The sequence below is a fragment of the Armatimonas sp. genome (assembly GCF_031410135.1).
In the GTDB taxonomy this organism is placed as follows: domain Bacteria; phylum Armatimonadota; class Armatimonadia; order Armatimonadales; family Armatimonadaceae; genus Armatimonas.
Genome location: NZ_JANNYP010000243.1, coordinates 1 through 23,260 on the forward strand (window position 1 = coordinate 1; position 23,260 = coordinate 23,260).

Genomic DNA, 23,260 nt, shown 5'->3' on the forward strand with positions numbered 1-23,260 from the left:
ACCATCTGTGATCAACGGAAATCACCTGATTTCCGTCACCGCAAGGGGTGGGGAAACGCCCAACTATACCTTTCCGGTGCGATGGGCAAAAAGCCCCAGCCTGGTAGTTTGGCGACTCACGTACCTTGCCCAAGAAACCTAAACCCGGTGAGGATCCCAATCCCCGTAACCGTGACCGGCTCGTAAATGGCACAAGGTTTTCTAGGAAAGGTTCAATGAGGCTTGGGTGACAGGTATGGCACTTGGCAAGACACTGCAAACCGACATCACACAGAAACTCATTCCCTCTCGCCATGAGCTGTTCCAGCCACCATGCCTCTAGCTCCGCTGAGTCCAGTGCGCCCACAACGGCCAGTAGTGTCTCGCGAAGCCTTGGGTCAAAGAGCAAGATTCGAAACAGCGGCCAGCCTTGTGCAAGATGCCCTTCGGGAAGAGGTTGTGGAGCAGTCGTCGCACGCCAGGATTTGTCCCGTTCGGGGAGCCAGCCTGCCAGCGGCGATATACCGGTGCGCCAGTACCCACGCCACTCCTGCGCAATAACCTCCGCGTCTAGCTTTGCCGATCCCATACGTCGCAGTGTACCAAACCCTCCCTGCCCTGAGGGAGGGTGGACGCGAGTTTTACGAGTGGCCGGGTGGGTTCTGGTGGGTTCGAGTAGGTTTTGCTCACTCGCCCAGGAGGCGGGAGACGGCGGTGAGAAGCTCGGTGGGCTGGAAGGGTTTGGTGAGGTAGAGGTCGGCCCCCTGGAGCAGGCCGTTCATCATGTCACCATCCGAGTCATGGGCACTGAGCAGGACGACCGGGAGGTTCTGGAGCACCGTATCGGCGCGCACCAGTGCCACCAGCGCCAGGCCATCCAGCTCGGGCATCTCGACATCGGAGACCACGAGATCGAACGAGGCCTGCATGAGCAGACGCATGGCCTCCGCGCCGTTCAGAGCCGTCTGAACGGCGTAGCCCGCCTGGGTCAGGTTGGCGTGCAGAAGCCGCGTCACTTTCTCGTCGTCGTCCACAACGAGAATGCGACGGGCTTCGGGCATGGAACTCACAGACATCAGGGATAGTGTACGCCGAAAATGGGCGATTGAACACCCCTAAAGCGTGCTATTAAATATTTCCCTCTACTACCAGGTCTACGAGCGCAGGTCTTCAAACAAAACCGTCGAGAGGTAGCGCTCGGCGTTGCTGGCGACGATCACGACGATGCGCTTTCCCACATTCTCGGGGCGCTTGCCCACCTCAATGGCCGCATGGATCGCCGCTCCCGACGAAATCCCGACGGCGAGTCCCTCCTCGCGCATCACCCGACGGGCCATCGCGACGGCTTCTTCGTTGGTGACCGGAAATGTCTCGTCCACGACACTGGTGTGAAGGTTCTCTGGAACAAAGCCCGCCCCGATTCCCTGGATGCCATGACGTGCGGGAGCAAGAGGCTCACCGGCAAGGGTCTGGTGGATCACCTGCGAGGCCGTCGGCTCCACCGCTACCGTGGTAAAGCTGGGCTTACGCGCCTTGATCACCTCCGCGACTCCCGTGAGGGTTCCGCCCGTGCCCACACCGGAGACTAGAATGTCTACCGTGCCGTCGGTGTCGTTCCAGATCTCCTCGGCGGTGGTGCGCCGGTGAATATCCGGGTTGGCGGGGTTCTCAAACTGCTGAGGAATAAAATACTTCTCTGGGTCTTGCGCCGCGATCTCATTGGCTTTCTTAATCGCGCCGGTCATCCCGATTCCGTAGCTTGGGGGCACCAGCTCCAGAGTCGCGCCGTAGCCCTTGAGAAGCAAGCGGCGCTCCATGGACATCGTCTCGGGCATCACCAAGATAATCTCGTAGCCCTTGGCCGCCGCCACAAACGCCAGCGCGATTCCCGTGTTGCCACTGGTCGGCTCGACAATCACATTTCTGCCCGGCGCGATCCGGCCCGCTTTCTCTGCCGCCTCAATCATATTGACCCCGATACGGTCTTTGACGGAGAGGCCGGGGTTAAGATACTCCAGCTTGACAATAATCTCAGCGACAGAGCCCTCAGTGACGCGGTTGAGGCGCACCAACGGCGTGTTGCCAATCAGCTCAGTGGGGTTGTTGTAGATTTTCATAGTTTTTCCTATTGCTTAGATATGCATGGCTAAGAAGCCATCATGGGTTGCGGTGCGACGCTCCAGAAGCTCGGCGATCGTGACCGTCTCTACAACAGAGAGTAAGGCCGCGCGTAGCTCACGCCAGACCCCACGCACCACTTGCACTTCGGGGATCGCACCGAGAGACTCGGGCTCTTCGGGAGTGCCTTGGATCAGCTCGTGCGGAATTAGCGGCCCGGAGAGCGCTCGGAGCACGGCGCCGACGGTCACGCGGTCGGGAGAGTCGGCTAAGACATAGCCTCCGCCTGCTCCCCGAATGGAGCGCACTACTTCCGCGCGGCGTAGCAAGGCGAGGAGCTGCTCCAGAAACGGCTCGGGGATTTGCTGGCGCGCCGCGATCTCCCGCGCCTGCACTGGCCCACTATTTCCCTGTGCTGCCAGGTCTAAAACGGCACGGAGGCCATAGTCTTCTTTTGAGGTGAATGTCATAATTCTTGACTAATTCTAGTAAATTGATCGGATTTATATTATCCGGAAACTCCGTTTTTGGCAAGGTACAATAGCCACCGTGCTCAAGATTCACTGTATCTCTGACTTTGCGCAGCTCGAAAATCACTGGAAAATGCTGGCGGCGGCAGGTAACGCAACCGTCTTCCAGACCTGGGAGTGGAGCGCGGCTTGGTGGCGGCACAACCGGCGCGGCAAGAAGCTCATGGCCTTGCTCTGTGAGGAAACGGGCGAGTTTGGAGCGGGTGTGATTGGTCTTGCCCCGTTTTATCGCGCCGCCGGGACCCTACGCCTGGTGGGGACGGGGGGCTCTGACTACCTGGATTTTCTCGCGCTACCCGGCCATGAGACCGGTGTCGCGATTGTCGTTGCGGAGTGGCTACAGAGCAATCCCTACCGCTGGCTCTGGGCGGATCTTCAGCAGATCGCGCCGGGAAGCACCGCCCGGCACCTGACAGGAACCCAACAGTGGCCGGGGGAGACTTGCCCCTATCTGCCGCTCCCGACAACCTACGGAGCCTTCCTGCAAGTGCTGAATAAAAAGCTGCGCCAGAATATCGGCTACTACGAGCGCTCGATGGAAAAGCAGCACGCTCTGGAGATTCGCCTCGCCTCACACAAGTCTTTTAAAGCGGACATGCGGGCGTTTTTTGAGCTCCACCAGCTCCGCTGGCGGGGGCGCTGGATGCCAGGGGCCTTTGCCTCGCAGGCCGCACGCGCTTTTCACACGGAGGCTGCGTGGGCACTTCTGGAGTCGGGGAACCTTCGCCTGCACACGCTCCGGCTGGATGACAAGGCGGTGGCGTCGCTCTACTGTTTTCATAAAGGCCGCACCACCTACTACTACCTCAGCGGCTTCGATCCTAAAGTATCCAAGCTCTCGCCGGGAACCGTCCTAACGGCCAACGCGATCCAGCATGCTATTGAGGCGGATGGTGCCACTACCTTTGACTTTCTCCGCGGCGACGAAGGCTATAAGTACAAGTGGGGAGCGCAAGACCGCTACAACAAGCGCCTCTCACTGGCGCAGCCGGGCCAGCCTCTCTCACAGCTCCTGGCAACCTCGGGGCGTCTTGCGCTGTCTTTGGAGCTAAGGCTCAAGCACGCGATGCATGCTCGTCAAGGCGGTGTTGTGTCTCGTGCAGGCAAAGAAAAGTCCCCTGAGAAGGCGGAGCAAAGGCAAGGAAATGAAGTTTTTTAGCGCCCTTATGCGCTGGTTGTTCTTCCTCACTCTCACTGCGGCGCTGGCCTGGAATATCTGGCAGGTACGCCAGCTTCGCACGGAAGTCAACCAGCTTAAAGCCGCGCGGGGTAAGGCGGGCGGAGGAGGTCTTTCCGATAAGCCAACCTTGACAAACTCGCTTGCGCTCCTCAAGGCATCGAAGGCCCACGCGGAGAAAGCCCAAGCTTTACTCAAGGCCCAGAAGCTCGAAGAAGCCGCCAAGGAGACGAAGCTTGCCGCAGAGACGGCGCAAAAAGCCTATGCCGGTGCGCAGAGCTCCGACCCACTCGGAGAGCTACAAAGTACGGTACAATCCCTATCAAAACAGGTTGGTTCCCTCTGGGAGACCGAGAAAAAGAAAGAACCAAAGAAACCATGAACACGAAAAAATGGTTAAGTGGCTCGCTGGTTATACTGGCATTCGCCGGTGTCGGCTGTAGAGGAGGTCTCCCTTCTAAGGAAAAAGAGGTCGAACTCGGTCAGCAGTTCGCGCAGGAGTACGAAAGAAAGCTCCCCGATGGCCCGATTGTCACTCGTGGCCCAGAATACGACCGTGTCCAGCGCGTAGCCGCTAAGCTTCTCCCTCTCGCCCGAAAAGACTGGGATGTTCCCTACACGGTTAAAGTGATTCAGTCCGATCAGATCAATGCCTTTGCCGTGCCTGGTGGCCCGATCTACTTCTACACGGGGCTGATCAAGCTGGCGGCCAATGATGATGAGCTGGCGTCGGTTCTGGGCCATGAAATTGCGCATATCACCAAGCGCCACTCTGTCAAGCAGATGAAGAAGAGCCAGGACATGATGATTGGGCTGGCGGCTATAGATGCGCTGATCAAAGGTGGTAACACGGTTAAAGGTGCCGCAGAGATCGCGGCGGGTCTTCAGCAGATGAAGTTCTCCCGGGGTGATGAGAACCAGGCAGATGAGTTTGGTTTTAAGTACCTAGTGAACATGAAGTACAACCCCGACTCTATGGCGAGTTTTTTCACCAAGATGGGGGCAAAGACGGGCGGAGATGGGGGAGGCAAACTCGGCGAGTTTCTTTCGTCGCACCCCATGACCACCAAGCGTGTCGAGGCTGCGACCAAGCGCTCCACCGACTTCAAAAAAGGAACCTATAAGGCTCCGTGAAGGGTTTCCTGAAACTGTGAGGGTTATCGCTGTGGTTCCGGCCTACAACGAAGGTCGCCGCATCGTACCCGTTCTGGATACGCTGGCTGCTGCGCCTTCCGTAGATGCGATCGTGGCGGTGGATGATGGCTCCCGTGACGATACATTTGCGGTGGCGAGTCAGCATCCTGCGGTAGCGACGGGCAAGCTGCGGGTCGTTCAGCAGAACCCCAACCAGGGCAAAGGGGCGGCCATGCAGCGCGGTGCGGATGAGGCTGAGGGAGCAGATATACTCCTCTTCCTAGATGCCGATCTCACCGGGCTTACCGTCGCGCATGTCGAGCGCCTGCTTGCTCCTGTGCGGAGCGGCGAGAAAGTCATGGCACTGGGAGTCTTCCGGGGCGGCAACTTCTGGACCACGCTGGCCCAGATCCTAGCTCCCAATATCTCCGGCCAGCGTGCCATCCGCCGCGATGTCTTTCTCAATGTCCCCTGCCTCGCCGATGCCCGCTACGGGGTCGAGCTGGCGATCACCAATTTTGTGATGGGGGAAGGCCTCCCCATGACCGATGTCGTCTTGAAAGATGTCTCCCACCCCACCAAAGAGCGGAAACTGGGCCTCCTGCCTGGCGTTGTTGCGCGGTGCCGAATGTACCAGCAAATGATGCCGTTTTTACTGCGCCGCTACAATCCCAAGCGAAAGCGAAAGCCCTAGTTTATGAACCACGATCCTCTCTGGAAAGAAGTTCTTCATGAGTTTCTTCCTGATGTGATGGGGTTGTTTTTTCCTGACATTGCGCGACAAATTGATTGGACAAGGCTTCGATTTATGGATCAGGAGCTTTTTCCTGATTTTACGGAAGGTGAGCTGCGGCGTGCGGATGTCGTCGCAGAAGTGCAAACGTTAAGTGGGCAGGATGAGTTTATCATCGTGGATTTTGAGATTGAGTCGCAGCGACGCAGCAATTTTGGTTATCGTCTCTGGGAGTATCGTTCTCTGCTGAGAATTCGCCATAAAAAGCCTGTTTTGCCACTGGTTCTCTATCTTGCTCCGGGGGCAGGGGGAGTCACAGAAGAAACGTATCGCGAGTCTCTTTTGGGACGGCAAATCGAAGAGTTTCGCTATCTTGCGATAGGGCTTCCTGACTTGCAAGCGGCTGACTATGCCACCGCGACCACACCGGTGGCAGGGGCACTGCGATCTTTGATGAAGTCAGGGGCGCTGAGCCGCCCGGCCTTAAAGCTAGACTGCCTGAGGCAGCTGGTCGGGACAACGCGAAACGATGCACATAGGGCACTTCTCTCGACAGTGGTGGAGTCGTATTTGCCTCTCGCAGGCGAAGAAGCGGAGGTGTTTTCAAGCATGGTACAACAAGAAGTAGAGGTAAGGACAATGGTTACAGTCTACGAGGAGCGTGGTTTTTTACAGGGCAAGCGTGAAGCGCTGCTTCAAGTACTCCAGGTCAAGTTCGGGAGTCCCTCTCCCGATTTACGGGAGCGTGTCGAGGCGCTGGCGACTCGTGAGGAGCTAGAGCGCTTTTTCGCCCGTGCCCTCCAGGCCAGCACAATTCAAGAGACAGGTTTGATCCAGTGAGCAAATCTCTTCGTGATGATCTTTTGAGCCTTTTGGCACTGCAGGCAGTTGACTCCCAGATTGAGAAAGCCAAGGCGACTCTGGCGGCGACAGACAATGGTTCGGCGGCTCTGGGAGTCTACAACACTAAAAAGAAAGAGGCGGAGGCGCTACGGACACTGGCGATAAAAGCCCAGTCGGAGCAGAAAGACACTGAGCTGAAGCTGGAGACGATTGAGACCAAGCGCAAGCATGAGGAGAAGCGCCTCTATAGCGGCAGTGTGACGGGCTCGCGGGAGCTGGAGAACCTGCAAAAAGAGCTGGACATGCTGGTGCGGCAGAAAGATGCTGCAGAAGAAAATGTCCTTCTTGCGATGGATGCCGCTGCCGAAGCCGTCTCGCTCGCGGAGATCGCAGAGAAAGAGCAGCTTCTTCAGGCGAGCCGGTTTAAAAAAGTGCGTGCCCACTACGAAGCCCGGCACAAAGAGCTGACGGCAGAGATTGAGAGCCTGAAATCGCCACGGATTGCCGCAGTGGCCGAGGTTAGCAGTGCGGAGCTTCTCACACGCTACGAAAATATCCGGGGCAAAAAACAAGGAGTCGGCTGCGCTCCGGTGGGCAGCGACGATTCCTGTGGTGCCTGTCACACACGCATTAATACACAGGCCGCAGACGCAGGACGGCGTGGGGAGAGTATCGTCTTTTGTGAGCACTGTGGCCGCATTCTCACTCCGGCCCACTAGTTGCAATGTGCTAAACTCGGGAGCGGATCATGCGACAAAATGCGGCTTTTCGAGTAGGGATACTGGCACTGCTGGGGGCACTGTCGGGGTGTGCGGGGGCAGGTAGTGGTGGAGCGGCGACGGCCACCGCACTCTCTGTGCCAACCACGCGCTTTGAGCCCAACTACCTTGACACGCTTGACGAGGGACGGCAGTGGTCGCGCTTTGCCCTGCGCTACCAGCTCCGCTCGTCCTCGGGGCGCGACTTGGCTCCTCTCATGGAGGCGGGCCTGAGCGCTTGGTCTCCGTACTACGACGGGATTTTTACTTTTACGGCCTCAAAGGACAACAGCTACGAGCTCTCGGTTGAGACGGTTCCAGAGGGTTCTCTGGGAAGCACCACCATTGGATTGACGACGGTCACCTACCGCACCAGCGACTCTGGGATTATCCGTGCACAGATCAAAGTGGACGAGAGCCTAGACGATGATCTGATGGTTCAAGTTTTAGCGCACGAGCTCGGGCATGCGATTGGCTTGGATGGCCATAGTCTCGACAGAGCGGATCTCATGTTTCCCCGTGCTCACTTGCCACTGGTTGTGACAGAGCGGGATCGCAATACATTTTTGACTCTCTACTCAAATTTACTAGCGGGCCGTGGCCGTGCGCTCTCGCCCAAAGAAAATGACGGTAGTGAGCAAGTCACTACCGTCATTTGTTCGTTTCCGAAGCGCGACTAGTTGCGTCCGCCTGGGCCGCCAGGACCCCCTGGGCCACCCTCGGGACGGGGCAGAGTTGCTTTTGCCGTCAGCTTGAGGCCATCTACTGAGTACTGCAGAAGCTGGTCGCCACGCAGGATGTAGACGTACTTATCGGTAGCCGCAATGCTTGCGCCCCCGCCGCCCATCATTCCCATCATGCCGCCCATGCCTCCTGGTCGTCCCTGTCCACCACCAGGGCCTCCAAAGCCACCCCCTCCGCCGGGAGGGCCTCCCTGACCGCCAAAGCCGCCTTGGCCGCCGCCGGGAGGGCCACCGAAGCCGCCTTGGCCACCACCGCCAAAACCACCTTGAGGTGGCTGAGGAAGCTCCTGTGCAACCAAAGTATTACTCGTGTCCTTGCCTTTTTGGGCGTTTGCCTGCTGCATCGTCGCCGCAAAACCGACTGTCAGCGCGGCTCCTAAAGCCATCCCGCCAATTACATTCCATCGTGCTCGTGTCATTGTCGAATCCTCCGTGATCTTTAGTATGAGCGACAAACGTGAAGAAGTCCTGAAGAAGTTGCGATATCCAAATACTTGACAGAGTAGATACGGCGCGATAGAATCTGTCTCGCCTGCTAGTCAGGTAGTCCCTCAATTGCCTAGGTGGCGGAATTGGCAGACGCGCATGGTTGAGGGCCATGTCCCGCAAGGGGTAAGGGTTCAAGTCCCTTCTTGGGCATAAAAAAACGCAGAGGCTCCTCGTAACATTCGAGGAGCCTTTTGCGTTTTAATTAGGGAGACTCAGGTATCATAAACTGTCTCTAAAACTGTTGAGGAGTTTTTCATTGAATCGCACGTTGCCCCTGTCAGCGCTGGTTTTTACGCTGATGCTTACCCCCGCTGTCCCGACGATGGCACAGCCACCCGCCTCTCCCGCCGCGAGCCCCGCTCAACCTCCTGCCGTTGCCCAGAAGGTGCTTTTTGTCAATAAAGCCCAGCAAAGTCAAGTCAAGAAGATCAATGCAACCGCGACGTTCTCCCTAGACGGTCCCGGGGGGCAGAAGCTCACGCTGGAAGTTAAAGAGCTTGATCGGATTAACTACACCGCCGTGGCCGCCAGTGGAGAGATCACCTACGAGAGCCGCACTGAGTCGCTCCAGCAGTTTATCAATGGTCAAAAAGGCCCCGATGACCCCGATGTGGGCAAAGACATTGATACCTTCACCATCAAGCCCGATGGCACGCTCGTCAGCTATAAAAGCTCCAAGACCGAAAAAGATGAAGACCATAGCGATGAGCGCCTCTACGTGGCAACATCCATTGCCTTTTCGGATAAGCCTGTTGCTGTGGGAGAGAAGTGGACGCGGGAGTTTAAAGCCAACTCCACGTATGGGCTGATCGAGGCCAAGGGTGAGTACGAGTTCCAAGCGCTGGAAGAAAAAAACGGGACGCTTTGTGCCCGGATCGGGGTGTCGTATACGGAGAACTCCGGCAAGAGCCCGATCACGACCAAGGGGCTTGTCTGGATCGAGATCGGTAGCGGCGACGATGTGGCCTCTGATATCGTGGTCACCAACATTCCCTTTGGGGACGATGAGGTGGTGACGGCTAGCTTCAAGTCCAATCGCGACAGTGGTGGCCCACTCCCCGCCGACGAAGTGAAGAAGCTACAGGGGGGGCTGAAAGCCGAGCAGAGCAGCATCAAGGCGCAGCCACCCAAAGTTGAGCCGCCCAAGCCCAAGACCATTGATGAGACGGTGAAGGACTACGACAAGCTCCCTGGCGTTCTGACGCTCTGGCGAAAGCGCGAGGAGAATGGCAAGGACACGATCTATGCCGAAGTGCGCGAAGATCAGCTCGATAAGCTCTTGCTTCTTCAGGCGACCTTTAGCACGGGGGATGCCAGTCATGCCATTGCGGGCGATCCGATCAGTGACTTTGTCTTCCAGCTCACCAAAAGCCCCGATGACAAGATCTACTTGGCTGTGCCCAATACCAACTACACCGGGGCTCCTGATGCCGCTACGGCGCTTGCTCTCAAGCGGTCCATGCCGCCGATGTCCTACCTTCAGACCTTTAAGATTGAGGCCAAGCAGTCCGATCGCAAGAGCCTCTTGATTGATCTGTCTGAGTTCTTCAAGAGCGATTTTCTGGGAATTGGCTTTGCCTTCTCTGGCATGCCCCCAATTCCAGGGCTCCTGGCGGGGCCCACAGGCGGCGGCATGGGCTTGGATCGTGAGAAAACCTATGTCCTCTCGGTGAAGAACTTCCCGGAGAACCTGGTGGTCACGAGCCAGTACCACTTTGTGCGCGGTCTCTCGCCGCTGTTGGTAAACACGCCGACCCTGGGCGACCCGAGAAGTGCGCCTGTCCAGGTGACGTTTAATCTCTCCGCGCTCCCCGTGGACAACGGCTATATCCCACGCCTCTACGACCCGCGCATTGGCTACTTTACGGCAGACAACCAGAGCCTGGAGCGCGATGATAAGCTGGAGCAGATCCAGCGCTTTATCACCCGCTGGGATTTGCGCAAGAAGAACCCGGAGGTCGCTGTTTCCGAGCCGGTCAAGCCCATTGTGTTCTGGCTGGACAACGCTATCCCCGAGCAGTACCGCCCAGCCTTCCGCGCCGCTCTTCTCTCGTGGAACCCGACGTTGGAGAAAGCGGGCTTCAAAGACGCGATCCAGGTGAAGCAGATGCCCGATAAGCCCACCGACGAAGAGGCTAAGAAGGGGCTAGTTCCTACCGACACTGCCGACATGCGCTTCAACGTGATTCGCTGGGTCATCTCCCCCAACCCTGCCGACGCCTATGCCATTGCCCAGGCGCGACCCAACCCGCTCACGGGGCAGATTCTCAGTGCCAGTATCACGGTGGATGCGGGAATGGCGCAGGTTACCAAAGTGGAGCACAAAGACTCCGTCGCTCCTGAGCAAGCCTTCACCCGAATCGCGGAGTACGAGAAGCGCGAGGAAGAAGAGAAAGCACATGGCCACCGACACGACAGCAATCGTCGCTGTGAGTACGGCAAGCTGGCAAAGAGCAATGCCTGGTTTGGCCTTCTTGCCGTCAATGTCCTCGCCGAGGGAAAGATTAGCCAGAAAGACTACGTCGCGCAGTTCCTTCAGGATGTCGTCGCACACGAGTTTGGCCATATTCTGGGGCTGCGACATAACTTTGTTGCTTCGACCCAGTACACCCTGGCCCAGCTGGGTGACCCCAAAGTGGTTCCGTTTGGCAAGACCCTGACAGCCTCACTGATGGACTACACGCCCTTCAATATCGCCGCGCTAAAATCGACGGGATCTCCGTTCTGGTCGCTGAGTCCGGGAACCTACGACCAGTGGGCGGTTCAGTACGGCTACACGCCCGCTCCAGCAGCGCGGACACCCAACGACGAGCTGCCCATGCTCAAGCAGATTGCGAGGCGGAGCGGCGAGCCTGGCCTGCTCTACATGACCGATGGGGAGGCTGATATCTTCGACCCCACCATTACGCGCTTTGATAGCTCCGCCAATCCGCTGGACTACTGGGAGCGCGTCATGCAGACGGCCCAGGAGATGATGGGTAAGCTCGATAAGCGCGTCAAGCCCGGCGAGAGCTATCTTGAGTTTTCTCGGCAAGTCCAGATGGTCTTGGACATGTTCTCGCAAGGCTCCGGGCAAGCGAGCCGCTACGTTGGCGCACAGCAAGTACGCCGTAGCTTCAAGGGCGATGTGGGCGAGAAGCCAAACCTCAAGCCGGTAGATGGTGCTCAGCAAAAGCGTGCCCTGGACCTGATTGCCAAGTATATTTTGGCACCGGGAGCTCTAAAGCTGCCCCCCGGCTATCTTGAAAAGCTCACGATGGATCTGTCTGCGCCCGAGTCGCGCCCCTCTGAGTTTTTCGTGGGAGACTACATTGCCAATCTCCAGAAAGCCGTCGTGCGGCGCATGCTCTCGACGACCACTCTGTCGAAAGTGGCTAGCAATGAGTATAAAACGGCAGACCCGACGAAGGCACTGACCCTCCCGACCCTCTTCAAGACGGTCTCGGATGCGGTCTGGGGTGAGCTGGTCACCAAATCTAACGTCGGGTTCTCTCGGCGGCACCTCCAGCGGCAGCACATTGAGTCGCTGATCAGCCTCGCCAGTGGCACCGGCACCGATGATAGCCGAATGCTGGCTTCCGCGCAGCTCAAGATGCTCCGCGAGAAGCTCAAGACCGCGCAGAGTATTGCATCGCTGGATGAGTACACCCGCCTGCACTACACCGATCTGGCGGAAAAAGTCCAGCGCCAGCTAGAGGCAAAGGTCAATATTAGTGGCGGCGGCGGTGGGGGCATGGGCTTCCTCTTTGGCCGCCCTGGAAAGTGAACCGTCTCCGCCTGCCCCAGCCCCTCCTCTCAAACGCCCTGAGGGCACCCGGAGGAGGGATTCTTCTGTTTTTCGGAACCCTGGCGCTCTTCTTCGACGTGATTTTTCGGGGACGAGTCTTTTTCTACGGAGATCTGGCGCTCTATTTTCTTCCCGAGCTTGTGTTCCTGCGCGACGAGCTTCTGGCGGGGCGCATCCCGCTCTGGAACCCGTATGTCAACTGCGGCCAGCCCTTTGTGGGAAACCCACAGACCTGGCCGCTCTATCCGTCTACGCTTCTGCTTCTGCTCTTCTCCGCTCCGAAGGCTGTCGCGCTCTCCACGGCGCTGCATGTGCTCTGGGCTAGCTTGGGAATGCAGGCGTTTTTGCGAACGCGTAACTTGGGAACCGTGGCAGCGACACTTGGTGCGGTTGCCTTTGCTTTCGGAGGGGCCTTTGTTTCTAAAGCACAGTTCCCCAACATGCTTCAGGCAATGAGCTGGCTTCCGTGGCTGCTCTGGGGAATTGAGCGGCTGCTGGCGAAAAACACGCGGGGACGTGTGGCGGCTCTGGGATTGTTTGTTGGGCTGGCGCTGCTGGCGGCACATGCGCAAGTGACCCTCATGCAGCTCTATCTGGCCGTGGCGTGGGTGATTTTTCGTCTTGTGAGCATACCTCGTCGTGAGCGTCTCGGCGTTTTTGGAGCACTCACTCTGGCGGCTCTGCTGGGACTTGGTCTGGCACTGGCGCAACTCCTGCCTGTGATTGAGTACGCCGGTACTTCCACGCGTCCGCACCTGGGGCTCCGTGAGGCAAACCGTTTCTATCTGCCCTGGAAAGAGCTGTGGCTGCTGGTTGCTCCCAATGCCTTTGGCAACCCCGCGTTTTCAGGCGGCTGGACGGGTAAAGGCAACTTCTGGGAGCCCTGCTGCTACATTGGATTGATCCCACTAGGACTGGCTTTTTGTGGGCGTGGGAGCCGTGAGTTAAAGTTCTGGATCGGGGCGGCTCTAATCTGCTTCTGGCTGGCGCTGGGGCGCTGGGCAGGGCTGTTCACGCTGGCGTTTTACGTGCTGCCCGGTGTCAAGCAGTTTCATGATCCGGCGCGCTGGCTCTATCTCGGCACCTTTGCGCTGGCGGTGCTGGCCGCACAGGGGCTGGAGCGGGTGCGCGTCAAAGAGCCCGTCAAGTGGGGGCTGGTACTCCTAGCAATCGCCGACACGGTCTTCTTTGCGCGGTCTCTTCACCCGACCTGCGATCCCAGCGAGTTGTCTGGTTTTGCCCAAGCGCCGCCACTCACCGGGCGAGTCTTTCACCTGCGGCCCTACGAGGCCTGGAAGTACATCGCGCCCTACAAGCACTACAGCGAGGTCTCCCTGACGAAGCTCTTTGCGCAGCCCACTCCCAATATGCTGCTCGGGAGCCACACGCGGCAGGCGGGTGGCTACGAGCCCGTCGCCCGACGGGAAGTGACTAATGCACTCAAGGCACTAGGCGAGCTTCCGGAGGAGCCTGCGAAGCTCACCTCGACCCAGCAAGCGCAGCTAGAAGCACTGGGGGTGGAGCGCATCGTGGGCATTAAAAGCGAGCACACTCTGACGCAGCCTGCGCCCCTAATCCAAATGGCGGGTGAGAGAGTGGTTGCCTCCCGTCCCGGCGAGTGGGTTCTCGCACCGGAAAGCTCCGAACCTGCCGAAGTCATCGTGCGAGAGAGCTTTGCTTCCGGCTGGCGAGCGTGGGCGGATGGGACGCCCCTGAGCATTACGTCCGCCCCGCCGATTTTCATGAGAGTTTCCGTACCACCGGGCACGAAACGTCTCGTTTTTCGCTACGAACCTCTTTCCTGGCGTGTTGGGGTGTTTCTTTCCGGGGGCGCAGGGTGTATACTGGTGGCATTCATGATGGTGTCATTAAGGAAACGCGTGTGGCGGAGCTAACGATTCAAATAACAAGCACGGGAGAAATTCCTGTGATGGGGCTGAGTGGTGAGCTAGATGCCTACCATGCGCCTCGGGTTAAAGCGGAACTGGAAGAGCTTCTAGCGTCGGGGAAAAAGACCGTCGTCGTAAACTTGAAGCGTGTTGCCTACATAGACTCAACGGGGCTTGGGGTTCTGGTGGCCGCGCGGAAGCAGGTTCTTGACGCAGGCGGTGCGCTCCTGCTCGTCATTCTGTCCGAGAGCGCGGTTCAGCGGACCTTCACCATCACCGGACTGCTGGGTGTATTTTCCATTTTTGAAGAAGAAGCGGCTGCACTTGATGCAGCGGCAAGTTAGGCAAGTTAGGAAGGATAGCAAGATGCATAAATTTTCCCGAGCGTCGCTTCTCAAGGCGCTCATTCCTGGTCTGGTTCTCTCCCTGAACCTGGTGGGCTGTAAAGATCCCAATGCAAACAAAACGGGCGGCGACGCGGGCACCGGGACGTCAACTACGGCGGCAGCTCAGGACACCAGCGGCGACACGATCAAAGTGGGGCAGTACGCCTCGCTAACCGGGGAGACCTCGACCTTTGGGGTAGAGTCCAATGCGGGACTGACCTTTGCGGTGGATGAGCTCAATGCGGCGGGGGGAATTGAGGTTGGCGGCAAGAAGATGAAGGTCGAGGTGGAGACACAGGACGACCAGAGCAAAGCCGATGAAGCCAAGACAATCGCGGTCAAGTTCGCCTCGGATGCTAAAGTTGTGGCAGTGATTGGCGAGGTTGCCTCTAGTCGCTCCAAGACCGCGGCTCCTGAGTTCCAGCGCGCGGGCATCCCAATGATCTCGCCCAGCTCCACCAATCCGGAAGTGACCAAAGTCGGCGATTTTATCTTCCGTGTGTGCTTTATTGACCCCTTCCAGGGCTTCGTAATGGCCAAGTTCGCCAGCGAGGAGCTCAAACTCAAGAAGGTCGCTATCATGCGCGACCCCTCGCAGGACTACTCCGTCGGGCTGGCCGATGTCTTCAAAGAGGAGTTTGCCAAGATGGGCGGAGCGATTGCGGTAGATGTTTCCTACAACGCCAAAGACTCCGACTTCCGAAGCCAGCTTGGTCAGATCAAGGCAGCAGGTGCCGATGGGATTTTCATTCCCGGTTACTACAACGAGGTCGGGACGATTGCACGGCAGGCAAAAGAGCTCGGCATCGAGGCTCCGCTCATGGGCGGCGATGGCTGGGACTCTGAGAAGCTGGTCGAGGGCGCGGGTGGCCCTGGAAAAGCACTGGAAGGTGCCTACTTCTCGACCCACTACTCCAAGGACTCCAAGGAGCAGAAAGTCCAGGACTTTGTCAAGGCGTTTAGTGCGAAAAACGGCAAGGCTCCCGCGAGCCTCGTTGCCCAGGGCTACGATGCCATGATGATCCTCGCCGATGCCATCAAGCGTGCGGGCTCGACGGATCGTAAGAAAGTGCGCGATGCCCTCGCCCAAACCAAAGACTACGAGGCCGTGACCGGTAAGATCACTATTGATGCGAACCGCAACGCGACCAAGAGCGCGGTGGTTTTGCAGATCAAGGGTGCCGAGTTTGCTTACGTCAAGACAATCGCTCCCAACTAACCTTCCATCCCACGTGAGCTAGCGCTTGCGTGGGATTTTGCCTTTTATGGATCAATTTCTTCAGAACACTATCAATGGCATCCAGCTGGGAAGCATCTACGTGCTGATCGCACTGGGCTATACCATGGTCTACGGCGTCCTCCGGCTCATTAACTTCGCTCACAGCGATGTTTTCATGGTCGGGGCCTATGTCGGCTACTTTGCGTCCCGCTGGCTAAAAGTCAAGCAGCAGGTGACCCTCTTGGGGGGGCTATTACAGCTCCTGCCGGTCTTGCTGATCTCCATGACGGTCTGTGTGGTGCTGGGTTTGCTTATCGAGCGGCTGGCCTACCGACCTCTGCGCCGTGCGCCACGTCTGACGGCACTCATCACCGCCATCGGAATCTCACTCTTTCTGGAAGGGGCTGCTCAGCTTCCCTTTGTCTTTGGCGTGGATCCAAAGTTCTACCCGGAGATTCTCCCCAGTGGTCCTGAGGCGACGCTGCACCTAGGCAATCTAACCATCTCCCAGAACCAGCTCGTGCTGGTGATTACGGCGTTTGTGCTCATGGCGATCCTCTGGTTTATTGTCCAGCGCACCAAGATGGGCAAGGCGATGCGTGCCGTCAGCCACGACTTTGACGCCGCAGCTCTGATGGGAATCAACACCGACGCGGTGATCTCGTTCACGTTTGCACTGGGGGCGGCTCTGGCCGCCGCGGGTGGCGTGCTCTTTGGTGCCCTGACATTTAAGAGCATCCTGCCCTTGATGGGGGTCCAGATGGGCATTAAAGCCTTTGTCGCCGCCGTGGTCGGTGGGATTGGCTCGATTCCCGGTGCGATGCTCGGTGGGCTACTCATGGGGCTCTCTGAGTCTTTCGTGAAAGGCGCACCGCATATCAAGATCGGCTCGTATGACTTTGACCCGTCGCGCTGGGTGGATGCACTGGCCTTTGTGATTCTGATCGTGGTGCTCCTGGTTCGACCTGCGGGACTCCTGGGTAAGAACACACCGGAGAAAGTCTAGCCATGCAGAAGAAGATCTTAACGCGCCTGGGCTGGAGCGCTGTGGCCTTGATCGGGCTTCTGGCTGGCTCGATGCTCTTTCCGCTCTACCTTCAGGATGTGGTCTACCGTGTGGTGATGCTCTGCGGGATCGCAATCATCATGGCGGTCTCACTGAACCTGATAAATGGCTTCACGGGGCAGTTCTCGATTGGACATGCCGGTTTCCAAGCTGTGGGAGCCTATGTCGCGGCCTCGCTGACGGTCTATGGCCACGACAAGCTCTTTCCCTTTGTGCCAAAAAACGGGGACTTTTCCTCACCGCTCTATTCCCTACTCTCGGGTGGCCCCGCGATGCTGCTCTCGATGCTGGTGGGGGGGCTTGCGGCGGCGGGAATCGGTTATATCGTCGGCCTGCCCAGCCTGCGGCTGCGCGGCGACTATCTCGCCATTGTGACGCTGGGTTTTGGAGAGATTATCCGGGTCGTGGTGGAGAACCTGGATGTGGTCGGGGGGCCGCGTGGCTTCTCGGGAGATCTCAAATCGGGGGTACAGGTTCCGGCGCTGACTAACTTTTTCTGGGTCTACGGAACGGTTCTGGTGGTGATCCTGGTATCGCGAAATCTACGGTTCTCGGTGCATGGGCTCTCGTATCTCTCCGTGCGTGAGGACGAGATCGCGGCGCAGGCGATGGGAGTCAATACCACCGTCGTAAAAGTGAAAGCCTTCGTGCTGGGAGCGTTTTTCGCAGGCGTGGCAGGAGCGCTCTTTGCCCACTACGAGCGCACGATTCTCATCACATCGTTTGGTTTTATCCGCTCGTTTGATTTTGTGACAATGGTAGTTCTGGGAGGGCTAGGCTCAATCACGGGCGCAGCGCTAGCGGCGGTCGTTTTGACCGCGCTCCCCGAGGTTCTGCGCTACACGCTGGGAACTGAGTCCACAAAGTACCGTCTTGTTGCCTATGCACTGCTACTCGTGATTATGATGCTGGTGCGGCCACAGGGCATTTTTGGCAGAGGAGAGCTTTCTCTGAAGCGCTGGTTTGGGAAAAAACAGGAGGTTGAAACGGGTTGAATAAACCATTTGTTTCTGAGAGTGATAAGAAAAACCGTGTTGCGGTTTTTGTAGATTTTGAGAATATTAAGCGATCGGTTGACGATTATTTTGAGAATGATCGTGTGGAGCTTAAGCTAGTCTTAGATGAGATTGTTCGGATGACGCAAGGCCGGATTGTTTTAAAGCGTGCCTATGCGGACTGGAGTGTTTTTCGCGACTATCGCTCTGATTTATTGGACAATGCGGTTGAGCCGGTTCAAACATTTCCCTTGACTCAAAAGGGGAAAAATGGCTCCGATATTCGGATGGCCGTGGACGTGGTCGAGTTTGTGCTTCGACAACCCGAGTGTACCCATGTGGTAGTGGTCTCGGGAGACTCCGACTTTACGCCTCTGGTCATGAAGCTACGCGAGCTGGGCCTCTACGTTCTGGGAGTTGGGGTACGAACGAACACGTCTAACTATCTGATCAAGGCTTGTGATCGCTTTGTCTTCTACGATGACTTGCGGGAAGGGCCAAGCTCAGATCCCACGGGGCTGCTGATGCGTGCCCTGGCAGCACTGGGGAATCGCTCCGTGCCCGGCTCAGCACTGAAGATTCAGATGCGCCGTCTTGACCCGCTCTTTGATGAGACCCGTCTTGGCTTTAACTCGTTTCTGGAGTTTCTCCGGGCGAACCTGGAGCTGGTAGATGTCCACAAGCCACCCGTCGGGGACGTGACCGTGGCACCGCATGGCTCGCTCTCGCTTGAGGAAAAAGTGGCCTACACGCCGCCGTCTACCGCGGATAAGATGCGTCTCTGGCTACGCGAGAACAACTTCCGCTACGTTGCCTGCGACGAGCGCCATCAGATCATCACGGCACTCTACACCATCTTCCAGAACGCAGAAGCCGAAGGTGGTGTCTCTCTTAAAGAGGCTAAAGACCGGCTCCATGCCTGGTTTGAGGAGCACCATCCGACTGTGTCCTGGGACTCAGTAAACTCGGCCGTTTATCACTTATTCTACACCTGGTGCTTTGACTTTGACCGGAGTGAGGAAGCGGAGACCAAGCAGCTCTGGGATCGCCTGACGCGGCTACAGACCGATGTGCTGAGCGCCGATGACCTGATCGAAAAGACCGAGCAGGGGATCGCCCGCAAGCTCTGGGAGCGAGATCGGGAAGAAATTGATGCGGAGGCGCTTAATGCCTGGCTCTATGATGGTAACCCAGAAGCACTAGAAAGTGTCAAGGAGCTAATTGAGATCGTCTCCGCGCCCGACTACACCACGGTTGGGCGGGTTGGGGGCGGCTAAGGAGTAGCCGTATGAGTATTGCCAACCAGGCCTGGAGCTTCTGGAGAACCGTTAGTGAAGTCTCTCCTCGCGTCATCCGCGAGGAGATGACCCGGGACTACCGGCTGGCTCTGGTCGGCGATGAGGCGGAGCGGGCCGCTTTCCGCCAGCTCCTACTACCGGAGAGTGCCAGTCGCGTGGAGCGAGAAGACGGCGGCGTTCGTCTTTTAGAGCTGCCTAGTGCTCCTGATGAGGGGACTTCGGCGGGCTGTGCGGCGACGTTCTACCTTGGGGCTGCTGGTGAGCCCGTCGGGGTCCGTGGCCCCAATGGGCTGCCTTTTGTGGGCACACAGCAGCAAGCACTGGAGTGGGTTGCCCAGATGAAGCCTGATCTATGCATCGCCTTTGCGCGGTATCTGCCAGGAATCCGCCCCATGGCCTGCAAGCGGCTGATCCTTCGGGCCAGCGAGACCAATGCGCGCTTTGCCTTTCTCTCGGCTCTGCCAGGGATTCTTCCGATCACGCTGCCGTTCTTACCCGCATCCTCGGCGATGGACGTTCTGGTTCTCACGAAAAATCAGGCAATGCTGGTGATGCGGCTTGCTGCTGCACACGGTCATCCGCCGGGCTACACCAAGCAAGTCCGTGAGGTGCTTGGCACAGTCGCAGGGGCGATGGGCTGGCGCTTGCTAGCGCGCGAGATTGTTGGCATGATTCCCGCCGGTGTGGGGGTTGCTGCTAAGACCGCCATTGCCTACTCCGGTACGATCACGGTCGGAAAGGCCGCGCTTTTTTACTATCAAAAAGGCCGTCAGATGACCGCCGATGAGATTCGGCAGGTACACCAGGAGAGCGAAGCGGCGGCGCAGGCACAGGCGGAGCAGCTTGTCACGAGCCCTCCCCGCCCGGAAGAGCTGACAGAACTCTAGCTGGCACGTTTCGTGTTCTCCTCTGAACTCTATGGATAGATTGACAGAGAAGCCAAGCATGCTCCGCACTCGACTGGAGCAGCACCTTCCGCCCCCGGAGCGCCGTGCGGAGCGCTATGCCTTCACGGTGCGTCTCCAAAAGCTCGACCAGGTTGTTGACGAGCAGCTTGGGTGGCAGGAAGGGGAGACTGCGCTCTCACCGGCCCAAGCCTGGCTCTTGGTTTGGATTGAAGAGCGCCTACCGGATCTTGCAACCATCCTGGCCCTTCTCACGGGGCTTACGGAACAAGGGCTGACCCTAGAAGCGCCTGTATCGCAGCTCACTCACGTCCTCGCCACTTTGGAGCACGAGTTTCTCACCCGTGACCCTGAGGAGGTTGTCGCCGACGACGAGGCGCTGGCCGTCTTCGAGGAGGCGATCCGGCTTGATCCGGCCAGCGACACGGCCTTTAACAATCTTGGTTTTTCGCTTCTGACTCAGGGGCGCTTTGTCGAGGCACTGACTTCTTGCGACGAAGCTCTCTGGCTGAATCCCCAAAACGTGAGTGCGCAGAGCAATCGGGCTGTTGCGCTCCGTGGACTGGGGCGCTACGACGAGGCACTTCTTACCTACGACCGTGCCCTTGGCTTGGAGCCTGATAGCGCTCTTCTGCATAGTAATCGCGCCGAGCTACTACTCACTCTGAAAAAATACGAGGAAGCCCTCGTTGCTTGCGAGTGGGCGCTTGTGCACGAGCCGAACTTAGTTGCCGCCCACAGTGTGCGCAGCTTTGTGCTCCATGCACTGGGGAGATATGCCGAAGCCGCCGAGGGATTTTCGCGTGCCGACCGTCTGATGGGGCAACAAGAGCCTCTCTTTCTTGTGTTTCAGGCGGCGTCTCTGCTGGCGATTGGGGAGCAAAAGGCCCGGCAAGATGGACTGCGTCTTTTAGCCAGCACCCGGCTCCTGAACTTTACCGGTCAGCGTTTGTTGATCCTGCGTACCTATCAGTTCTTCCATGCGTTCTCTCGCACGAGCCAGCTTCAGGGGCTGCGTGAGATACGGCAATTTGTGGATCAGGGGATTCTCTTTCCTCCGGACTGGCATCTCGCACTGGCACCCAATATCGCACAAGCCGTAGCCGCTGGTCATCCCGATGCAGCCAACCTCCCAGAGCTTTCGGAGGTACTCTTGGGGCGATAGGCTCAATGGGCTTGTGCGGTCACCGTGCCCTACGTTGTGGACGGTGGGTGAGGTTTGGCGGCGGGCGTTGCGGGCCGTGGCGAAACGAGTTGCTTGCAGTGTGCGGGGCGAGTAGAGGAACGGGCACTCGCCACTGTGGAGCGTGACGACTCTGCGCGAGTAGCCGGGCATTCCGCCGCGCTCGTAGAGGTCATGAACGGCGCTCTTGAGCTGGGAGTGGCGCTCGCGGACGCCGCTGGCTTGCACGGCGCGGCTGATATCAAAGGCAGTGAACGCAGCGTGGTTGGCCATGCGGCGGCGCACCTCCGCCTCCATCTCGGCGCGTAGGAAGACATTGAGGAGGCTCACTTGCTCACCTCCCCAAACTCCACCAGAAAGCGCGGGCAGATCTGGTGGGTATCGTAGACAATCATCTCATTATTGGCGACAGTGCACTTCCCCGCCTCCGCAAATGTGGAGTTGTAGCCGTCTTTACGGGGATCAAGCGCCGAGTTGGCTTGCTGCGGGCGGAACATCTTGCCCATCGCGACATCGCACAAAAACATAAAGCAGTTGTCCGAGCTCTGGCCGCGCCAGTAGCCGTAGGCGTAGTTCAGCGATTTTGTGCTCTGGTCGGAGAAGTAGATGCCATTGCCAAAGGCACGTCCACAGCAGTGCGCTGCGGTTGCCGGGGCGATGACAAAGCCGCTCCGCAAGATAGAGAGCAAGTTGCTGGCCTGTGTCCCGTGCCAGAGCTCCTGTACATTGCCGATCTTCTTGCCGTGAGCCTCAAATTTCTGGCTCATGGCGGCGATCTCGATTTTAAAGACCCGCTTCACGTCTAAGTGAGCGCAGGCGTGCATCGCTTTCTGGGTGCTGCGGTACTTGCGCCGGATGCGCTCGATCTCTTTTTGATCCGTGACCAGTTCCAGCCGCGCCTCAAAGAGCTTGGGAGCCGGGGCGGCCTCTTTTGCGCTGTCTTTATCGGCCTTGAGGATCATCTCCAGACTGGCTTCGAGCGCATCGAGAATCCCATTTTGTTTCTGGATGGCCTCGACATCGGGGAAGAGTACCTTGGGATCAGGTTTGCTTCGTCCGATGTTCTGCGGGATCAGCATCAAGTAGTCATTGAGGGTGGGAATGAAGCAGGTATTGCTCCAGTCGCTTGCCGCCACAAACCGCCCGATGGTACTGAGAAGTGTCCGCGCCTCGGTGAGCGCGTCTTGGGTGACGACTCCCAGAGGCGTGGAGAACGTCCCCCGGCTCTCGTCGTAGGTCATCGTGGTCGCTTCCAGAATCCGGTGGACATTGACCCGCGCTAGATACTGCACGAGCGCCTGGGTTTCTGGGGAGCTGGTGATGATCTGTTCCGCCGCCACTTTTGCCAGTGTCTCCCCCTGAAGGTTGCTATTATTTGTTGTGTTGGCCAGCGTCTTCTGCGGGCGATAGCCCTTGCCCGCTTTTTCGCGGCACTTGGCGTCTACTTGGTACTCGCTGTAGCTAGGAAATACCTTGCGTTGCCCGTCCTCACCGACCCGTCCCCAGTGCGTCTCACAGGAACCGTCGGAGAGGAGCTTGATGTTCCAGAACTTGTTGTTGTTGCCCTCAATATTGGTCAGCACATACCGTGCTTCTTTGACCACGCTTACCGTTGCCATGTCTCACTTCACCTCGCTAATATCTCTCGCCCCGTGGTGGGCGGCTTCACTCTCAGACTCCCCTGACAAGGTGCGAGGCGGAAACGGGGAACGCGAAGAACTTGCACTCTGAGCCTATGTCAGGAATACTGTTTTGTCACTATGTTCTGACAAGGAAAGGTTAGGAAATACTGGTGAAACGACGACAAGAGCCCCCGTTTAAACCTGGGGATAAGGTTGAGTATAAGCGCTATAGCTTCGATAAAGAGTGGTCGGTGGGAACCGTAGTGCTGGCCTGTACCCCTGATTTGGTCCATCGAGTGAGTTAGTCTTCGTTGGTCGTTGTGGGTTTCCCCGGCGGCGAAGCCGCCTCGTTCTTCGTTTCCGTTTCTGGTTGGGTATCTGGTCGTTCTTGGTTTTGGTCGTTCCA

The 23,260-nt window shown here is 58.0% G+C and carries 22 protein-coding genes and 1 tRNA gene; 17 read left to right on the forward strand and 6 right to left on the reverse strand.

Annotation, left to right across the window (positions count from 1 at the left end; all coding sequences use genetic code 11):
- The 4 genes from RMO15_RS08870 to RMO15_RS08885 form a co-directional block, all read right to left on the reverse strand.
- On the reverse strand, positions 1-568 hold a 568-nt coding region (locus RMO15_RS08870; RefSeq protein WP_309710786.1), incomplete at its 3' end, for a hypothetical protein.
- Between the two features lie 97 nt (positions 569-665).
- The gene (locus tag RMO15_RS08875; protein ID WP_309710791.1) at positions 666-1,055 is read right to left on the reverse strand and encodes a response regulator transcription factor; all 390 of its coding nucleotides are present in this window, start codon (positions 1,053-1,055) and stop codon (positions 666-668) included.
- A 78-nt stretch (positions 1,056-1,133) separates the two neighbouring features.
- Entirely contained in the window at positions 1,134-2,096 is a 963-nt protein-coding gene (gene cysK / locus RMO15_RS08880) for a cysteine synthase A (RefSeq protein ID WP_309710794.1), read from the reverse strand.
- Positions 2,097-2,111: 15 nt separating this feature from the next.
- The gene (locus RMO15_RS08885) at positions 2,112-2,567 is read right to left on the reverse strand and encodes an Rrf2 family transcriptional regulator (RefSeq protein WP_309710796.1); all 456 of its coding nucleotides are present in this window, start codon (positions 2,565-2,567) and stop codon (positions 2,112-2,114) included.
- Positions 2,568-2,646: 79 nt separating this feature from the next.
- Between RMO15_RS08885 and RMO15_RS08890 the strand changes: the two genes are divergently transcribed.
- From RMO15_RS08890 to RMO15_RS08920, 7 genes are read left to right on the forward strand one after another with little or no spacing between them, the layout of a single operon-like run.
- On the forward strand, positions 2,647-3,786 hold the full coding sequence (locus RMO15_RS08890) for a GNAT family N-acetyltransferase (protein ID WP_309710799.1): 1,140 nt from the start codon (positions 2,647-2,649) through the stop codon (positions 3,784-3,786).
- The gene (locus RMO15_RS08895; RefSeq protein WP_309710802.1) at positions 3,773-4,186 is read left to right on the forward strand and encodes a hypothetical protein; all 414 of its coding nucleotides are present in this window, start codon (positions 3,773-3,775) and stop codon (positions 4,184-4,186) included. Before RMO15_RS08890 ends, RMO15_RS08895 begins: the two co-directional genes overlap by 14 nt.
- On the forward strand, positions 4,183-4,938 hold the full coding sequence (locus RMO15_RS08900) for a M48 family metallopeptidase (RefSeq protein WP_309710805.1): 756 nt from the start codon (positions 4,183-4,185) through the stop codon (positions 4,936-4,938). Before RMO15_RS08895 ends, RMO15_RS08900 begins: the two co-directional genes overlap by 4 nt.
- Before the next feature lie 16 nt (positions 4,939-4,954).
- Positions 4,955-5,632, forward strand: a complete 678-nt coding sequence (locus RMO15_RS08905) for a glycosyltransferase family 2 protein (protein WP_309710808.1) — start codon at positions 4,955-4,957, stop codon at positions 5,630-5,632.
- A 3-nt stretch (positions 5,633-5,635) separates the two neighbouring features.
- Positions 5,636-6,511 carry a hypothetical protein gene (locus RMO15_RS08910; RefSeq protein ID WP_309710810.1) on the forward strand — a complete coding sequence of 292 codons (876 nt, stop codon included), beginning with the start codon at positions 5,636-5,638 and terminating at the stop codon, positions 6,509-6,511.
- On the forward strand, positions 6,508-7,233 hold the full coding sequence (locus RMO15_RS08915) for a C4-type zinc ribbon domain-containing protein (RefSeq protein ID WP_309710812.1): 726 nt from the start codon (positions 6,508-6,510) through the stop codon (positions 7,231-7,233). The genes RMO15_RS08910 and RMO15_RS08915 overlap by 4 nt, the downstream gene beginning before the upstream one ends.
- A gap of 29 nt (positions 7,234-7,262) precedes the next feature.
- Positions 7,263-7,952 (forward strand): matrixin family metalloprotease, encoded by a 690-nt coding sequence (locus tag RMO15_RS08920; RefSeq protein ID WP_309710815.1) that lies wholly within the window; start codon positions 7,263-7,265, stop codon positions 7,950-7,952.
- Here RMO15_RS08920 and RMO15_RS08925 read toward each other — a convergent pair.
- Positions 7,949-8,434, reverse strand: a complete 486-nt coding sequence (locus RMO15_RS08925; RefSeq protein ID WP_309710817.1) for a hypothetical protein — start codon at positions 8,432-8,434, stop codon at positions 7,949-7,951. The two genes, RMO15_RS08920 and RMO15_RS08925, sit on opposite strands and share 4 nt — an antisense overlap.
- 138 nt (positions 8,435-8,572) lie before the next feature.
- Between RMO15_RS08925 and RMO15_RS08930 the strand changes: the two genes are divergently transcribed.
- The 10 genes from RMO15_RS08930 (at position 8,573) to RMO15_RS08975 (ending at position 21,214) form a co-directional block, all read left to right on the forward strand.
- Positions 8,573-8,654, forward strand: a tRNA-Leu gene (locus RMO15_RS08930).
- Between the two features lie 106 nt (positions 8,655-8,760).
- Entirely contained in the window at positions 8,761-12,270 is a 3,510-nt protein-coding gene (locus RMO15_RS08935; RefSeq protein ID WP_309710820.1) for a zinc-dependent metalloprotease, read from the forward strand.
- A complete protein-coding gene (locus tag RMO15_RS08940) occupies positions 12,267-14,186 on the forward strand; it encodes a YfhO family protein (RefSeq protein WP_309710822.1) in 1,920 nt (639 codons plus the stop codon). Before RMO15_RS08935 ends, RMO15_RS08940 begins: the two co-directional genes overlap by 4 nt.
- On the forward strand, positions 14,174-14,524 hold the full coding sequence (locus RMO15_RS08945) for an STAS domain-containing protein (RefSeq protein WP_309710825.1): 351 nt from the start codon (positions 14,174-14,176) through the stop codon (positions 14,522-14,524). The genes RMO15_RS08940 and RMO15_RS08945 overlap by 13 nt, the downstream gene beginning before the upstream one ends.
- Positions 14,525-14,546: 22 nt before the next feature.
- Complete coding sequence (locus RMO15_RS08950; RefSeq protein ID WP_309710828.1) at positions 14,547-15,785, forward strand: ABC transporter substrate-binding protein; 1,239 nt, start codon at positions 14,547-14,549, stop codon at positions 15,783-15,785.
- Positions 15,786-15,831: 46 nt separating this feature from the next.
- On the forward strand, positions 15,832-16,791 hold the full coding sequence (locus RMO15_RS08955) for a branched-chain amino acid ABC transporter permease (protein WP_309710831.1): 960 nt from the start codon (positions 15,832-15,834) through the stop codon (positions 16,789-16,791).
- Between the two features lie 2 nt (positions 16,792-16,793).
- On the forward strand, positions 16,794-17,846 hold the full coding sequence (locus RMO15_RS08960) for a branched-chain amino acid ABC transporter permease (protein ID WP_309710835.1): 1,053 nt from the start codon (positions 16,794-16,796) through the stop codon (positions 17,844-17,846).
- Complete coding sequence (locus RMO15_RS08965) at positions 17,843-19,123, forward strand: NYN domain-containing protein (RefSeq protein WP_309710840.1); 1,281 nt, start codon at positions 17,843-17,845, stop codon at positions 19,121-19,123. The genes RMO15_RS08960 and RMO15_RS08965 overlap by 4 nt, the downstream gene beginning before the upstream one ends.
- Before the next feature lie 11 nt (positions 19,124-19,134).
- Positions 19,135-20,031, forward strand: coding sequence for a hypothetical protein (locus RMO15_RS08970; RefSeq protein WP_309710845.1), 897 nt, complete (start codon positions 19,135-19,137; stop codon positions 20,029-20,031).
- A gap of 58 nt (positions 20,032-20,089) precedes the next feature.
- Complete coding sequence (locus RMO15_RS08975; protein WP_309710848.1) at positions 20,090-21,214, forward strand: tetratricopeptide repeat protein; 1,125 nt, start codon at positions 20,090-20,092, stop codon at positions 21,212-21,214.
- A gap of 344 nt (positions 21,215-21,558) precedes the next feature.
- Here RMO15_RS08975 and RMO15_RS08980 read toward each other — a convergent pair whose 3' ends face one another.
- Positions 21,559-22,851, reverse strand: coding sequence for a WGR domain-containing protein (locus RMO15_RS08980; protein WP_309710850.1), 1,293 nt, complete (start codon positions 22,849-22,851; stop codon positions 21,559-21,561).
- Between the last annotated feature and the right edge of the window lie 409 nt (positions 22,852-23,260).

Coding starts and splice junctions, on each gene's coding strand:
- RMO15_RS08925 (WP_309710817.1), bottom strand. CDS start 8,434: ATGACACGAGCACGATGGAATGTAATTGGCGGGATGGCTTTAGGAGCC.
- RMO15_RS08920 (WP_309710815.1), top strand. CDS start 7,263: ATGCGACAAAATGCGGCTTTTCGAGTAGGGATACTGGCACTGCTGGGG.
- RMO15_RS08950 (WP_309710828.1), top strand. CDS start 14,547: ATGCATAAATTTTCCCGAGCGTCGCTTCTCAAGGCGCTCATTCCTGGT.
- RMO15_RS08900 (WP_309710805.1), top strand. CDS start 4,183: ATGAACACGAAAAAATGGTTAAGTGGCTCGCTGGTTATACTGGCATTC.
- RMO15_RS08960 (WP_309710835.1), top strand. CDS start 16,794: ATGCAGAAGAAGATCTTAACGCGCCTGGGCTGGAGCGCTGTGGCCTTG.
- RMO15_RS08980 (WP_309710850.1), bottom strand. CDS start 22,851: ATGGCAACGGTAAGCGTGGTCAAAGAAGCACGGTATGTGCTGACCAAT.
- RMO15_RS08895 (WP_309710802.1), top strand. CDS start 3,773: ATGAAGTTTTTTAGCGCCCTTATGCGCTGGTTGTTCTTCCTCACTCTC.
- cysK (WP_309710794.1), bottom strand. CDS start 2,096: ATGAAAATCTACAACAACCCCACTGAGCTGATTGGCAACACGCCGTTG.
- RMO15_RS08875 (WP_309710791.1), bottom strand. CDS start 1,055: ATGTCTGTGAGTTCCATGCCCGAAGCCCGTCGCATTCTCGTTGTGGAC.
- RMO15_RS08910 (WP_309710810.1), top strand. CDS start 5,636: ATGAACCACGATCCTCTCTGGAAAGAAGTTCTTCATGAGTTTCTTCCT.
- RMO15_RS08970 (WP_309710845.1), top strand. CDS start 19,135: ATGAGTATTGCCAACCAGGCCTGGAGCTTCTGGAGAACCGTTAGTGAA.
- RMO15_RS08975 (WP_309710848.1), top strand. CDS start 20,090: ATGCTCCGCACTCGACTGGAGCAGCACCTTCCGCCCCCGGAGCGCCGT.
- RMO15_RS08885 (WP_309710796.1), bottom strand. CDS start 2,567: ATGACATTCACCTCAAAAGAAGACTATGGCCTCCGTGCCGTTTTAGAC.
- RMO15_RS08955 (WP_309710831.1), top strand. CDS start 15,832: ATGGATCAATTTCTTCAGAACACTATCAATGGCATCCAGCTGGGAAGC.